This is a genomic window from Curvibacter sp. T50 (assembly GCF_057219955.1).
On the sequence record NZ_JBXVVU010000006.1, the window covers coordinates 52443 to 67098 of the forward strand.

Consider the following 14656-nt stretch of genomic DNA (forward strand, 5'->3'; position numbering starts at 1 on the left):
TCACTCGATGACCTTGGGCACCAGGAACAGGCCCCGCTCCACCGCGGGCGCGCTGCGCTGGTTGGCTTCGCGCTGATCCGGTTCGGTCACCTGATCTTCGCGCAAGCGCAGCTGAACCTCTTGAAATGCAGCCACCGGATGCGCCAGCGGTTCGATGCCATCGGTGTTGACGACGCGCATCGCCTCCACAATGCCAAAAAAACCATTGATATTTGTGAGCATGCGCTCACTTTCTTCGGCCTTCAATTCAAGGCGGGCCAGATGGGCAATGCGATCGATTTCCTGGAGGGTCAGGGACATGGTGGCGACAGGTAAGAAAGAACGCGAAAAGTCGCTGTTTCTGGAGGAAACAGCCCAAAGGAGCGACAGGGGATCAGTTATTATCACGCGTTTATGTCCCGGCTTCGGAAGCTGTCCGTGTGCTGGGTAAACGACGTCGTCAAGAATAGAAGTTGCGGGCGATAACCGGCCGATGCGCCGCTCATGCCCGATAGGATGCTGCATGTTTGAAGCTTTTCGTCGGTATTTCTCCACCGACCTGGCCATTGACCTCGGAACGGCCAACACCCTGATTTACGTACGGGACAAAGGCATTGTCCTCGATGAGCCATCGGTCGTTGCCATCCGCCAGGAGGGTGGCCCCCAGGGCAAAAAGACCATTCAGGCCGTCGGCCATGAAGCCAAGGCCATGCTGGGCAAGGTGCCCGGCAACATCGAGGCGATCCGCCCGATGAAGGACGGCGTCATCGCCGACTTCACCGTGACCGAACAGATGCTCAAGCAGTTCATCAAGATGGTGCATCCGCGCGGCGTGCTCAAGCCCAGCCCGCGCATCATCATCTGTGTGCCCTGCGGCTCCACGCAGGTGGAACGGCGCGCCATCCGCGAATCGGCCCTGGGTGCCGGGGCGTCCGAGGTCTACCTGATCGAAGAACCCATGGCGGCCGCCATTGGCGCCGGCCTGCCAGTGTCCGAAGCCTCCGGCTCCATGGTCGTGGACATCGGTGGCGGCACCACCGAAGTGGGGGTGATCTCGCTGGGCGGCATGGTCTACAAAGGCAGCGTGCGGGTGGGCGGCGACCGGTTCGACGACGCCATCATCAACTACATCCGCCGCAACTACGGCATGCTGATCGGCGAGCCCACGGCCGAGGCCATCAAGAAAAGCATCGGCTCGGCGTTCCCTGGCTCCGAAGTCAAGGAAATGGAAGTGAAGGGCCGCAACCTGTCCGAAGGTGTGCCGCGCAGTTTCACGATTTCCAGCAACGAAATCCTCGAAGCCCTGACCGACCCGCTCAACCACATCGTCTCAGCCGTCAAAACCGCGCTGGAGCACACGCCGCCTGAGCTGGGCGCCGACATCGCCGAACGCGGCATGATGCTGACCGGTGGTGGCGCCTTGCTGCGCGACCTGGACCGGTTGCTGGCGGAAGAAACCGGCCTGCCAGTCCTGGTGGCCGAAGAGCCCCTGACCTGCGTGGTGCGCGGCTGTGGCCTGGCACTGGAGCGGATGGAGCGCCTGGGCAGCATCTTCACCAGCGAGTGATGCCGCATCCGGACCGCGCGGTGCCTCCCCCGCCCGGTCCACCTGCCGCACCCCGGATTCCTGAACCATGCCACTGGGAACACTGGACCGGACCCCGCCTCCCTTCTTCAAGCAGGGGCCTTCGGCCCTGTCCCGCCTGGTTTTTTTCAGCGCCCTGGCCGTCTTTCTGATGGTTGCCGATACCCGGCTGCGCATCTCGCAGCCCGTCCGGGCCGCCGTCTCCGTCGTCATCTATCCGCTGCAATGGCTGATCCTCCAACCGGTCCAGGCCGCGCGACACGGTGCCGAGTATTTTTCCGGCCTGCAGGGCGCGCTCGCCGACAAGGACCGGGTTCAGCGGCAGCTGGTCGAACAGGGACGCCGGGCGCAACAGGTCGAGCAGCTGGTCCTGGAAAACCGGCGCCTGCGCGCGTTACTCGACTTGCGTCCGACCGCCAGTCTGGACAGCCAGACGGCCGAAGTGCTGTACGACGCGGCAGACCCCCATGCGCGACGGGTGATCATCGACCGCGGCATGACACACGGCATCACGGCCGGTGCACCGGTCATCGACGAACGCGGCGTCATCGGTCAGGTCACACGGGTCTACCCGCTGGTCAGCGAGGTGACACTGCTGTCCGACCGCGACCAGGCCATCCCCATCCTGAACACCCGAACCGGGGCGCGCGGCGTCGCCTATGGAGATCCGCAAACGGCCGGCGGTTCGCTGGAATTGCGCTTCACGCCGGCGAGTGCCGACGTCCAGGCCGGCGACCTGTTGACCACCAGCGGGGTCGACGGCGTGTATCCGGCGGGTCTGGCAGTTGCCACCATCGTCAAAGTCGAGCGCCGTGCCGATTCTCCCTTTGCCCGCATCATCTGCGCCCCGACCGCGCTGATGGCGGGCAGCCGGCATGTGCTGGTTCTCAAACCCGTGGTGCCGCCGGCACCGCTGCCGGACGTGCCCGCGACACCGGCGGGCAAGGGCGCACGCAAATGAGGGCGGCAGCATGATCATGCGCCCCGGCCAGCAACTGCTGTTGCCGGCCAACCCGCTATTCATCTGGAGCAGCCTGCTGGTGGCTCTGCTGGTCAACATGCTGATCAACATCGGTGGTGGCGGTCGCCCGGCCTGGGTCCCTGACCTGCTGGCCGTGGTGCTGGTGTTCTGGGGGGTCCACCAGCCGCTTCGGGTGGGCGTGGGTGCTGCGTTCTTCTTCGGCCTGTGCATGGACGTGCATCAGGCCAGCCTGCTCGGGCAGAACGCGCTGGCCTATACCGGGCTGTGCTACCTGGCCATCACCATTCATCGCCGGCTGCTGTGGTTCCCGGTGCCATCGCAGGCGATTCAGGTGATGCCCCTGTTTGCGGCCGCACACCTGATCGAGTTGCTGGTGCGGATGATCACCGGTGGCTTTTTCCCCGGCTGGGCCGTCGTGTTCGCACCCCTGCTGGAGGGCTTGTTGTGGCCGGTGGTCAGCATCTTGCTGCTGGCACCCCAGCGCCGGTCGCCCGATCCGGACGACAACCGTCCGCTCTGAGCGCGCCCATGACCGAACTACGCAACGTCGAAGCCGAGATTTCGCGGTTCCGGCTACGGGTGCTGGTGTTCACCGCCATGGTGCTTGTGGCCTTCAGTCTTGTCGCCGCCCGTCTGGTCTATCTGCAGATCGTGCGCCATGACGATCTGGACGAGCAGGCCGAAAGCAACCGCACGGCCGTCGTGCCCATCGTGCCCAACCGGGGACTGATCCTGGATCGCAATGGCGTGGTGCTGGCCACCAACTACTCTGCCTACACCCTGGAAATCACGCCGTCTCGCACCATGAATCTGGAGCAGACGATCGATGAGCTGGCCAAGGTGATCGATATCCAGGCGCGGGACCGGCGGCGCTTTCGCAAGCTGCAAAGCGAATCCAAGAGCTTCGAATCCCTGCCGATACGCACCCGGCTGACCGACACCGAAGTCGCCCGTTTCGCCGCGCAGCGTTACCGCTTTCCCGGTGTGGACATCAAGGCGCGGCTGTTCCGCAACTACCCGTTCGGGCCGGTGGCCAGTCACGCGATCGGCTACATCGGCCGCATCAACCCGGCGGAGAAGGAGCGCATCGAAGAGTCGGACGACGCGGCCAACTACCGCGGAACCGAATACATCGGCAAACTGGGCATCGAACAGAACTACGAAGCGCAATTGCACGGCCAGACCGGGGTGGAGCAGATCGAAACTTCTGCGGGCGGGCGGGCCGTGCGCCGGCTGGCCAGTGCGCCGGCGACACCGGGCAACGCGGTGGTGCTTTCGCTGGACATCAAGCTGCAACAAATGGTGGAAGAGCTGTTTGGCGAGCGGCGGGGGGCGCTGGTGGCCCTGGACCCCGAATCGGGCGAGGTGCTGGCCCTGGTGAGCAAACCCACCTTCGACCCCAACCTGTTCGTCGACGGGATCGACTCCGAGAACTGGCAGGCGCTCAACGAATCCATCGACAAGCCCCTGCTCAACCGGGCGCTGCGCGGCACCTATCCGCCAGGCTCCACCTACAAGCCGTTCATGGCCATGGCGGCCCTGCAAAGCGGCAAACGGACACCCGGCACCATCATCAATGACTCCGGCTCCTGGGCGTTCGGCGGCCATGTGTTCCGCAGCCACGGCGACCATGGCCTGGGCGCGGTGGACCTGCACCGCAGCATCGTGCTGTCGAGCAACGTGTACTACTACACCCTGGCCAACGAACTCGGCGTCGATGCGATGCACGACTTCATGAAGCCGCTGGGCTTCGGGCAACTCACCGGAATAGACCTGCAAGGGGAAGTGCGCGGGGTCCTACCCAGCACCGAATGGAAGCGCAAGACCTACCGCCGGCCCGAACAGAAGAAATGGTATGGCGGTGAAACGATTTCGCTGGGTATCGGCCAGGGCTACAACACCTTCACCATGCTGCAGCTGGCTCAGGCGACGGCAACCCTCGCCAACGGCGGGCGCCGCTACCAGCCACGACTGGTGATCGCCACGCAGGATGCGGTATCGCGGCAACAGCAATCCTTGCCCGGCGTCGAGCCAGTGGACCTGGGCTACCGTCCGGAACATGTCGAGGTGATTCGCAAAGCGCTGGTCGGCGTGACTCAGGAAGGCACCGCAGCCCGCGTTTTTGCCGGGGCCGGATACCTGTCGGGCGGCAAAACCGGTACCGCGCAGGCGGTCACCATCGGGCAAAAAGAGAAATACAACGCGGCCAAACTGGAAGAGCACCAACGCGACCACTCGCTGTACATGGCCTTCGCGCCGGCCGACAAGCCGCGCATTGCCGTGGCCGCCGTGGTCGAGAACGCCGGCTTCGGCGCGGCCCATGCGGCGCCTATTGTCCGCCGCGTGTTCGACTACTGGCTGCTGCGGCAGTATCCCAGTATCGAAGACGTCGCCGCCGTCCAGAAAGGCCAGGCGGCCGCGCCGCTGGGCAAACCCCGCATGGCCGACGAGATCACGGTGGCGCCCCCCGAGTCGGCGTCACTGTCGGTGCGCCGCTGAAGCCTGCGCGGTGCGCGGCCCCCCCACGGCATCTGCCCCGGCCCGAAAAACCGCCCGGCGACACACGCCGGGGGTATCATGATTGCCTGACTGCACTGCGAAGGAGCTGACACCATGGCCCTGATGGACTTCATCAAGAAACAGTTCATTGACATCATCCAGTGGACGGAGTCCGGCGACGGCACGCTCGCGTGGCGATTCCCGATGGCGGAGATGGAAATCCAGCACGGCGCCTCGCTCACCGTGCGCGAGTCGCAGATGGCGGTGTTCGTCAATGAAGGCCAGGTGGCCGACGTGTTCGGCCCAGGCATGTACAAGCTCAGCACCCAGACCCTGCCGGTGCTGACCTACCTGAAGAACTGGGACAAGCTGTTCGAGTCGCCCTTCAAGAGCGACGTCTACTTCTTCAGCACCCGCCAGCAGGTGGACCAGAAATGGGGCACACCCCAGCCGGTCACCATCCGCGACAAGGATTTCGGCGCCGTGCGCCTGCGCGCCTTCGGCAACTACAGCTACCGCGTGGCGGACCCCAAGTTGTTCCACACCGAAATTTCGGGCACGCGCGAGACCTACACCACCGCCGACCTGGACGGCCAGCTGCGCGGCCTGGTGCTGCAGCACATCAGCAGCGCCATCGCCTCCAGCGGCATTCCGTTCCTGGACCTGGCGGCCAACCAGATCCAGTTTGCGCAGGCGCTGGCCGCCGACCTGACGCCGGCGTTCGAGAAGATCGGCCTCACGCTCGAAGCCATGACGGTGCAGAGCGTGTCGCTGCCCGAAGAGCTGCAGAAGGTGCTGGACCAGAAGATCGGCATGGGCATGGTCGGCAACGACATGGGCAAGTTCATGCAGTACCAGACCGCGCAGGCGATTCCGAAATTCGCCGAGGGCGCGGCGGGCGGTGGCGGCGGCAGCGGCATTGCCGGCGACGCCATGGGCCTGGGCGCCGGCGTGGCGCTGGGCCAGGTGCTGGCGCAGAACCTGGCGGCCGGCCTGCAGGGCAACCCCGCCGGTGCGGCGGCCGCTGGCGCAGCGCCTGCGGCCGGCGTCAAGCCCGAAGACATCATGGCGACGCTGGAGAAGCTGGGCGATCTCAAGGCCAAGGGCATCCTGACCCAGGAAGAGTTCGACGCCAAAAAGGCAGAGCTGCTGAAAAAGCTGGTCTGAAGTCTGCCGTTCGATCCTGTTTTCATAGCTGAAAGTGACCGTTTTGCGCTGGGTATGTACTGATTTCGCTTGAAATCGGCCCGCTCCCGGCCCTTCGGGCGTCTCCTCCCCCTCATGGCTGAACCCGCCAGCTCCACCCAGCGCCATTACCGCGCTCCCTGCCCTGGCTGTGGCGCGCCGGTGGAGTTCCGCAGCGCGCAGTCCACCCACGCGGTCTGCGGCTACTGCCAGAGCACGGTCGTTCGCGACGGCGAGGTGCTCAAGCGGCTGGGCAAGATGGCCGAGCTGTTCGACGACCACAGCCTGCTGCAGCTGGGTGCCGCCGGTCGGTTCGACCAGCGCGCCTTCACCCTGGTCGGCCGGCTGCAATACAAGTACCGTGAGGGCAGCTGGACCGAATGGGTCGCCCTGTTCGACGACGGCACGACCGGTTCGCTGAGCGAAGACAACGGTGCCTATGTGTTCGCCCTTCCGGTGCAAAACGTGCGCTCGCTGCCTGCCGCCAGCGCATTGCGGGTGGGCCTGACCACAGCCATCCAGGGCCAGGCTTTCACGGTCGCCTCCAGCGAAAGCGTCGCGCTGATGAGCGCACAGGGTGAGTTGCCGCATTTGCCGCCACTGGGCCAGTCGTTCGCGCTGGTCGAGCTGCGCAGCCGAAGCGACACCGACGAAAGTCCGAAGGTGCTCAGCCTGGACTACGGCAGCGAGCCGCCTTCGGCCAGCCTGGGCCGCCCGGTCACGCTGGACGAACTGGCCATGACCGGTCTGAAAAGCGAATCCGGAAAAGAGGAAAAAGGCCGCCAGTTCGCCTGCCCGAACTGCGGCGCGGCGGTCAGTGTGACGCTGGACCAGAGCCGCAGCGTCACCTGCGGCCAGTGCAACAGCCTGATCGACATCAGTGCCGGTGTGGGCGGTGAACTGCGCCACGCCGAACAGGCCGAGCCGGTCCGGCCCCTGATCGCGCTGGGCACGGTCGGGCAACTGGCGGGCGGCAGCTGGCAGGTGGTGGGCTTCCAGCACCGCATGGGCACCGAGCCCGATGACCCCGACGAGCATTTCGGCTGGAGCGAATACCTGCTCTACAACGCCAAAAAGGGCTTCTGCTTCCTGGTCGACGCCGAAGACGGCTGGAGCCTGGTGCGCCCGGTCACCGGCGCGCCGGCGCTGGCGCGCGATGGCCAGTCGGCCAAATACCTGGGCAAAACCTACGCGTTGCAGTACGCCTACCGGGCCGAGACCACCTACGTGGCCGGCGAGTTCTACTGGCAAGTGCAGCGTGGCCAGACCACGGACAACAGCGACTTCGCCTCCGGCCCGGCCTTGCTCTCGCGGGAGCAGACCCCGAGCGAGGTGACCTGGTCGGCCGGCGAAAGACTCGGCAGTGACACGGTGGCCAAGGCCTTCCGCATGACCGACCGCAAGGAACAGCTCCAGCGCGCCGACCCCTCGCCGGTCAGCGCCTCGCGGGTCGGCATCGGCACCATCATCATCTTGCTGGTGGTACTGTTGCTGGTGCTGACGCTGCTCAGTCGCTGCAGCCGGTGCGACCCCAAGGTCGAGAACTGCTCCAGCGGGACCACGACCCGGAGCTCCGGCGGTTCCTGGGGCGGATACTCGGGCGGCGGCAGCCACAAATGACCCTCACTACCCCACCACTCAGGAGCACATCATGGGACTGGAATGGTTGAAACCCGGCGCCTTCATCGGCTCCATCGTCTTCGCGCTGATTGGCGTGCTGGTGTTCTGGCTCAGCTTCATCGTCATCGACAAGATCACGCCCTACAACCTGTGGCAAGAACTGGTGGAAAAGCAGAACAAGGCGCTGGCCATGGTGGTCGCGGCCATGTGCCTGGGCATTTCCATCATCGTGGCGGCGGCGATCCACGGCTGAGGGCCGGTCTTCGCCCCGGCGGTCTGCAGACCGCGTCGCATCTGCCATGACCACGTCCGCCTTCCCCCCCGGCGAGGTGACCGGGCCGCCTGCCGCGCCGCCCGGCCCGGTCGAAGTCGCGCTGCTGGCCAGCGTGTTTGTGGTTGCCGCCTGCGGGCTGCTGTACGAACTGGCGGCCGGCACGCTGGCCAGCTATGTGCTCGGCGACTCGGTGCTGCAGTTTTCCACCATCATCGGCACCTACCTGTTTGCCATGGGCATCGGCTCGTGGCTGTCGCGCTACTTCGAGCGCCAGCTGCCCGCGCATTTCCTGCGGGTCGAGCTGCTGGTGGCCCTGATCGGCGGGTTCCTGCCGGTGCTGCTCTTTCTGGCCCATGCGTGGGCGCCCGGTGCGTTTCGGCTGGTGCTCTATGGCCTGGTGCTGCTGGTGGGCACGCTGGTGGGGCTGGAGATTCCGCTGGTCATGCGCATCCTCAAACGCCATGTGGTGCTGCGCGACCTGGTCTCGCAGGTGCTGACCTTCGACTACCTGGGCGCGCTGGCGGTGTCGATTGCCTTTCCGCTGGTGCTGGTACCCCGGCTGGGTCTGGTGCGCACCGGGCTGCTGTTCGGGCTGCTCAATGCCGCGGTTGCCCTGTGGGCGCTGTGGCTGTTTCGCCACGAGTTGCGCCGGCCGCTGGCGCACCTGGCCGCCTGTGTGGCGGTGATGGGCACGCTGGCGGGCGGCTTTGCCGTCGCCGAGCGCATTACCTCGCTGGCCGAAGACCAGCTCTACCAGGATCAGGCGGTGGTAACCCACAGTTCACCGATCCAGCGCATCGTGGTCACCCAGGGCCGCGAGGGGCACCGCCTGTTCCTGAACGGCAACCTGCAGTTCGCCGAAAAAGACGAGTACCGCTACCACGAAGCCCTGGTCCACCCGGTCATGGCCGCGCATGGCGGCCCGCGGCGGGTGGCGGTGCTCGGTGGCGGTGACGGCATGGCGGTGCGCGAAATCCTGCGTTACCCGTCGGTGGAAAGTGTCACCCTGGTCGAACTCGATCCGGCCATGACCCGCCTGTTTGCCGAAAACCCCGCCCTCGCCCGCCTCAACGGTGGCGCCCTCGCATCCCCCAGGCTGCGCATCGTCAACACCGACGCCTTCCAGTGGCTGGCCGGCGGTGAGGCCGCGAGCGCCCTTGCGGCGGGCAGCGCGGCGCAGGCGGCCCCTGCGGCGGCGCGTCCGGCTGACGACGCGCCGTTCGATGTCATCGTGGTGGACTTTCCCGATCCGACCAATTTCCATATCGGCAAGCTCTATACCCAGACCTTCTATGCCCTGCTGGACCAGCGCCTGGCCGCCGGCGGCTATGCGGTGATCCAGAGCACCTCGCCGCTGATCGCCCGCCAGAGTTTCTGGACCGTCGCCACCACGGTGGAGGCGGCCGGTCTGCGCGCCACGGCCTATCACGCCCATGTGCCCAGCTTCGGAGAATGGGGCTTCATCATCGCCAGCCGGCGACCGTGGCGCCTGCCCTCCACGCTGCCCGAGGGCCTGCGGTTTCTGACGCCCGAGACGCTGCCCGCGATGTTCAGCTTCCCGGCCGACATGGCGCGGGTACCCACGCCGGTGAACCGCCTGTCCAACCAGGTTCTGGTCCACACCTACGAGCGCGAATGGGGCAAGGTGCACCCGTGACGCTGCGCCGCAGGGCCTGGCTGGCGGCGGCGGCCACCGCGCCCCTGGCCGCCTGCGCGCCGGCACAACACGAAATGACCGGCGGCTTCAGCGGCCTTGCGCTGGAGCGCGGGCACCGCCTGCGCGCCGCCGCAACGCCGCCCCCGCCCGTCACGCCCGATGTCACCCGCCAGGTGCACACCGTCATTGCCGGTGCGGGCGTCGCCGGACTGGCGGCGGCCCGCGCGCTGCGCCAGGCGGGGGTGGACGACTTGGCCGTCCTGGAGCTGGAAGACTCGGCGGGCGGCAACGCCCGCGGCGCCCGGGTGCAGGGCATGGCCTGCCCGCGCGGTGCCCATTACCTGCCGGTGCCCGGCGACAACGCACCGGAGGTGCTGGACCTGCTGGAAGAGCTGGGCCTGCGCCAGCGGGTCGCCGGCCGCTGGCAGCTGGACGAACGCCACCTGTGCCACAGCCCGCAGGAGCGGCTGTTTTTCCAGGGCGAATGGCAGGAGGGCCTGCTGCCGGTCGCCGGTGTCGGCGCCGGCACACTGTCCCAATACCGGCGCTTTGGAGCGGCCGTGGAACAGCTGCGCCGCGCGGCCCGCTTTGCCATGCCGGCCGCCCGCGCGCCGCTGGCGCCGGTGCACGCGGCGCTGGACAGCCGGACCTTCGCCGCCTGGCTTGACACCGAGGGCCTGGACGACCCGCACCTGCGCACCTACCTGGACTACTGCTGCCGCGACGACTTCGGCGCGGGCACCGCCACCGTTTCGGCCTGGGCCGGCATCCATTACTTCGCCAGCCGCCACGGCTTTCACGCGCCCGGCGATGACGATGGCGCCGACCCGGCACGCGACGCGGTGCTGACCTGGCCCGAAGGCAACGGCTGGCTGACCCAGCGGCTGGCCGCCCCGCTGGGCGCACGGCTGCGCACCGGCCAGGTGGTGCTGCGCATCGAAGACGGCCGCCACGGCGTCCGGGTGGACGCCCTGGACACCGCCACCGGCCGCACCGAGCGCTGGCTGGCGCGGCAGTGCGTGGTGGCGCTGCCGGTGTTTGTGGCCGCGCGTGTGGTCGCCCAGCCGCCCGATCTGCTGCGCCAGGCGGCCTCCCGCATCACCTACGCGCCGTGGCTGGTGGCCAACATCGCCATCGACCGCCCGCTGCATGACCGTCCTGGCGCGGCCCCGGCATGGGACAACGTCATCCACGGCAGCACCGGCCTGGGCTACGTGGACGCCAGCCACCAGAACCTGCGCACTGTGCCCGGCGCCACCGTCCTGACCTGGTACCTCGCGCTGGGCGACAACGCCGTGGCCGCCCGCCATGCGCTGCTGAACCAGCCCTGGACCCACTGGCGGGACACCGTGCTGGCAGAACTCGCCCCGGCCCACCCCGACCTGCCCCAGCGGGCCCGCCATATCGATCTGACCCGTTACGGCCACGCCATGGCGATCCCGCGCCCCGGGCTGGCCCGCTTTTCGAATGATTTCGGCCAATACCCAGCGAAAAATGGTCGCTTTTCGCTATCAAAAAAGGATTCTTATCCGCCCTTTCCGGTTCCGCGCCAGGGCCGGCTGCTGTTTGCCCACAGCGACTGGGCGGGGTATTCGGTGTTCGAGGAGGCCTTTACCCGCGGGCACCACGCCGGCCACACCGCGGCGCGGGGCTGAACCCGCCCGCCCGGGCCCCCCGAGCAGCCGGCGCGGCGGCAAAAGGCGCGTTTGCAGTCCATTTCGGTCAATACCCGGCGCAAAAAGGTCGTTTTCAGCTATGGTTTCAGGAGTTTTCGGCGCTCAGCGCAGGTGCTTGATCCGCTTGGCCGCGAACGCCTGGGCGACACTCAGGCCCCGCGGGCCGGGAACCAGCGTGAACACCTGGCCGGCCGCCACCGTGCCGGGCTGCACCACCGCCAGGTAAAAGCCACTGGCCGATGCGGCCACCATGTCGCGGGCCGCCTGGGCATAACCCATGATGGCGGTGAACTTGCCGCACGGCTCGCGGGGCGCGGTCACCCGCAGCACGCAATCGGGCAGGTGCAGTTCGTCGCCAATCCAGACCTCGTGCTCCCGCAGGCCGCTGATGCACAGGTTCTCGCCCAGAAAACCCGGCCACAAGGTCTCCTCGAACAGGGACACCCCATGGGCGCGGCGCTGCGCCTGCCAGAAGGGAAGATGTTCGACGGGGTAGGCGTAGACGGCCTTGTCCAGACCACCATGCACCGACAGGTCGGCCTGCTCGTCGCCGGCCAGCCCGAGCGGCGCGACCGCCACCGCCCCGGCGCGCTCGCGTTTGCCGATGGCGCTGAGATGGCGGCGCCCGGCCATCAGCCGGGGCTCGGCCGTGCCGGTGCATACGGCCTGCACGGTGCCACCAGCCGCGGCCACCACGCTGCCGGGCACCGGAGGGCAGGATGGGGCGGGCGACGCGGACGCAACCGGGGCCGAAGCGGGTGGTACTTGCATGGGGACAGGTGGCAATCGCCGTACCGCGCCCGGGAAATCGGCAGCGCGGCGGGTTCCGATTGTCGCCGCTGGCGGGTCATGACAGGCGGGGGGCGGCAGCGCTATAGTTCCGCTCAGCCTGACATCGCCATGAGCCGCAAAAAAACCCTCTACGAAATCCTGTCGGTCGCGCCGACCGCCGACGGCGCAGCCATTGCCGCGGCCTACCAGAGCCGCCGCGAGGCCCTGGAGGCGCTGCGCGGCACCCCCGAGGGTGCGTCGGTGAACACCGATCTGACCGTGCTGAAACTGGCCTGGAGCACCTTGTCCGACCCCGGCCAGCGCGCCGCCTATGACGCCAAGCTGCTGCTGGAAAGCCAGGGCGACCCGCTGGCCCGCCCCGGCGGCAAGGAGCTGGTGCTGGTACCCAAAGAAGACCGGCCGCTGCCCGCCGACGCCCAGGCCTTGAAGGCTGAAGTGCTGGCGCTGCGGGCCGATGCGCTGGCCTTGCGGGCGGACGCCATCGCCGCCCGCTCCGGCATCGCCGTGACGGGACATTCGCCCTTCGGGGCCCCACCCAGCGCCACCGAGCGCCTGACCAGCAGCGCCAGCACCCTGGCGCGCCGCATCCTGATCGGCCTGGGCACGTTCATGGTGATCTCCATCATCATCCAGCTGGTGTTCTTCAGCTCCGCCCGCCGCAGCGACGACATGATGCGCCGCGCCAGCGACAAAGCCGTGCTGCAGGAGATCAACCAGACACACGGCATCCAGGCCGCGACCCGGGCTGAAGCGGAGCGTATGGAAGCCGAACTGCGCCGCGAAGAGAACGAACGCCGCCGCCTGGAGCAGGAAAAGCAGAAGGCTGAAGAAGACCGCAAACGCTCGGCCGAAGAGGAAAAGCAGTGGGTGCGCGACGCGACCGAACGGGTGCGCCAGTCCGAAGAGGCCGCGCGCTGGGCCGCGCAGCAGGAAGCCCAGCGTCTGGAAGCCGAGCTGGCGCGCCGCCAGGAGGCCGAGCGCCAGCGCGCCGAAGCCGAGCGCTGGCGGATCGAGCGGGAAAAGCAGCAGTGGGAAAACGTGCTGCGCCGTTGATCCGCCCCACCGCGCCGTGACCCATTACGACATCCTGCAGGTCAGCCCCACCGCCAGCGCGGAGGTCATCCGCGCCGCGTACAAAAGCCTGATGCAGTCCTGCCACCCGGACCGTCACCCGGGCGACGCGCAGAAAGCCGAGCTGGCGGCCCGCATCTCCCAGGCCTACGAGCAACTGTCCGACCCGGTGCGGCGCCAGGCCTACGACGCGCAATTGCGCGCGGCCCAGGCCAGCCCCGACCCAGGCGCCACGCCACCGGCACCCGGCCTGGCGGCGGCGGCTGTCCGCGCCCGGCCCCCTGCCGCGGCACCCGCGCGGACCGGCGGACGACTCTGGCCCTGGGTGGTGGTGGGCGGCCTGGCCGCGACGGCGCTGGCCTGGTGGCTGCAGCCGGGTGGCGCCGCGCCGACAGACACCCTGGACGGGCTTCGCACCGCCATGGCTGCACCCGACCGGACCGAAGCCGAGCGGCGCGCGCTGTCTGACCGGAAGATGGCCCTGCTGGCCCGCGACCCCGCCGCCCGCGCCCGCTACCAACAGGAGCTGCTGGCCGACCGCGAAGCCGCCAGCCTGCGCCTGTTCGACCAGCCGGTCACCGTGGAAATGGCCGGCAGCACGACCGCCGATCCGCCCGCCGAGCGTTACCGCGTCACCGTGCCGGACCTGCAGCTGCGCCTGGGCAGCGTGGACCGCGCCAAGCTGCTGGCGCACCTGGAGCGCCAGCGCGAAAGCCTGCAGCGCCAGGTGCTGGCCCATCTGGAACGCCAGAGCGGCGCGCAGCTGCTGCGCGCCGGCGGCGAAACGGTGCTGGAAGGCTGGATCCTGGACGCGCTGGACACCGCCCTGGGCACCCGTCGCACCGAGGAATACCCGAGCACCTGGCTGGAATCCCCCGGCCGCTACGGCGTGGTCGCCGCCGTGCTGCCGGACGGTTTTGCCATCAAGCCGGCCAACGCGCCCTGAGCGGGGCCGGAAAACGGCCTTTTCGCCAGTTTTCAGGTCTTTTCGGCCCGTACCCAGCGTGAAAAGGTCATTCATTGCTATGAATTGGTGAGTGCCCGAGACCTCACCGTTTTCGCCTGCCTTGCCTGAAGCATTCCTTATGGCCCATCTCGGCGGGCTCGCCCTAACGGCCGCAGTCGCGCACCTCCGTACCCAGCCCGTGCCCGGTGCGGTGCATGTAGCGGGCGGAGTAGTGGCGGTGTTGGATAGCGTCTTCCAGCGTGCCGCACTGATCGCGGTCGAGCAGGGCCAGGTCGAACTTGCCTTGCGTCAGCACCTTGGCGGTGGCCTCGTGCGGGTCGGTGAAAGCCGCTTTTTTAGCTTTCGCAATATCTCAAATGCGCTATAGTC

14 protein-coding genes are annotated in these 14656 nt (G+C 67.7%); 12 read left to right on the forward strand and 2 right to left on the reverse strand.

The window, feature by feature from the left end; genetic code table 11:
* A complete protein-coding gene (gene gatC, locus AC2EBU_RS15895) occupies window positions 1-300 on the reverse strand; it encodes an Asp-tRNA(Asn)/Glu-tRNA(Gln) amidotransferase subunit GatC (RefSeq protein WP_484611507.1) in 300 nt (99 codons plus the stop codon).
* A gap of 202 nt (window positions 301-502) precedes the next feature.
* On the opposite strand from gatC, the gene AC2EBU_RS15900 reads away from it, so the two are divergent.
* The 9 genes from AC2EBU_RS15900 (at window position 503) to AC2EBU_RS15940 (ending at window position 11436) form a co-directional block, all read left to right on the forward strand.
* The gene (locus AC2EBU_RS15900; RefSeq protein ID WP_484611425.1) at window positions 503-1546 is read left to right on the forward strand and encodes a rod shape-determining protein; all 1044 of its coding nucleotides are present in this window, start codon (window positions 503-505) and stop codon (window positions 1544-1546) included.
* A gap of 67 nt (window positions 1547-1613) precedes the next feature.
* Complete coding sequence (mreC, locus tag AC2EBU_RS15905; RefSeq protein ID WP_484611426.1) at window positions 1614-2525, forward strand: rod shape-determining protein MreC; 912 nt, start codon at window positions 1614-1616, stop codon at window positions 2523-2525.
* A 10-nt stretch (window positions 2526-2535) separates the two neighbouring features.
* Entirely contained in the window at window positions 2536-3066 is a 531-nt protein-coding gene (mreD, locus tag AC2EBU_RS15910) for a rod shape-determining protein MreD (RefSeq protein WP_484611427.1), read from the forward strand.
* A gap of 8 nt (window positions 3067-3074) precedes the next feature.
* Window positions 3075-5045 carry a penicillin-binding protein 2 gene (gene mrdA / locus AC2EBU_RS15915; RefSeq protein ID WP_484611428.1) on the forward strand — a complete coding sequence of 657 codons (1971 nt, stop codon included), beginning with the start codon at window positions 3075-3077 and terminating at the stop codon, window positions 5043-5045.
* 114 nt (window positions 5046-5159) lie between these two features.
* Complete coding sequence (locus tag AC2EBU_RS15920; protein ID WP_484611429.1) at window positions 5160-6212, forward strand: SPFH domain-containing protein; 1053 nt, start codon at window positions 5160-5162, stop codon at window positions 6210-6212.
* 114 nt (window positions 6213-6326) lie between these two features.
* Window positions 6327-7850 carry a DUF4178 domain-containing protein gene (locus AC2EBU_RS15925; protein WP_484611430.1) on the forward strand — a complete coding sequence of 508 codons (1524 nt, stop codon included), beginning with the start codon at window positions 6327-6329 and terminating at the stop codon, window positions 7848-7850.
* Window positions 7851-7881: 31 nt separating this feature from the next.
* Entirely contained in the window at window positions 7882-8103 is a 222-nt protein-coding gene (locus tag AC2EBU_RS15930) for a DUF350 domain-containing protein (RefSeq protein ID WP_484611431.1), read from the forward strand.
* A 46-nt stretch (window positions 8104-8149) separates the two neighbouring features.
* Complete coding sequence (locus AC2EBU_RS15935) at window positions 8150-9781, forward strand: polyamine aminopropyltransferase (RefSeq protein WP_484611432.1); 1632 nt, start codon at window positions 8150-8152, stop codon at window positions 9779-9781.
* A complete protein-coding gene (locus AC2EBU_RS15940; protein WP_484611433.1) occupies window positions 9760-11436 on the forward strand; it encodes an FAD-dependent oxidoreductase in 1677 nt (558 codons plus the stop codon). Before AC2EBU_RS15935 ends, AC2EBU_RS15940 begins: the two co-directional genes overlap by 22 nt.
* A gap of 123 nt (window positions 11437-11559) precedes the next feature.
* Here the strand turns inward: AC2EBU_RS15940 and AC2EBU_RS15945 are convergent, their stop codons facing one another.
* Window positions 11560-12090: an MOSC domain-containing protein gene (locus tag AC2EBU_RS15945; protein WP_484611508.1), complete on the reverse strand. Its 531-nt coding sequence runs from the start codon at window positions 12088-12090 to the stop codon at window positions 11560-11562.
* Between the two features lie 267 nt (window positions 12091-12357).
* Between AC2EBU_RS15945 and AC2EBU_RS15950 the strand changes: the two genes are divergently transcribed.
* The 3 genes from AC2EBU_RS15950 (at window position 12358) to AC2EBU_RS15960 (ending at window position 14654) form a co-directional block, all read left to right on the forward strand.
* On the forward strand, window positions 12358-13302 hold the full coding sequence (locus AC2EBU_RS15950; RefSeq protein WP_484611434.1) for a hypothetical protein: 945 nt from the start codon (window positions 12358-12360) through the stop codon (window positions 13300-13302).
* Between the two features lie 16 nt (window positions 13303-13318).
* Window positions 13319-14266, forward strand: a complete 948-nt coding sequence (locus AC2EBU_RS15955) for a J domain-containing protein (protein WP_484611435.1) — start codon at window positions 13319-13321, stop codon at window positions 14264-14266.
* A 91-nt stretch (window positions 14267-14357) separates the two neighbouring features.
* Window positions 14358-14654, forward strand: coding sequence for a hypothetical protein (locus AC2EBU_RS15960; RefSeq protein WP_484611436.1), 297 nt, complete (start codon window positions 14358-14360; stop codon window positions 14652-14654).
* Window positions 14655-14656: the final 2 nt, after the last annotated feature.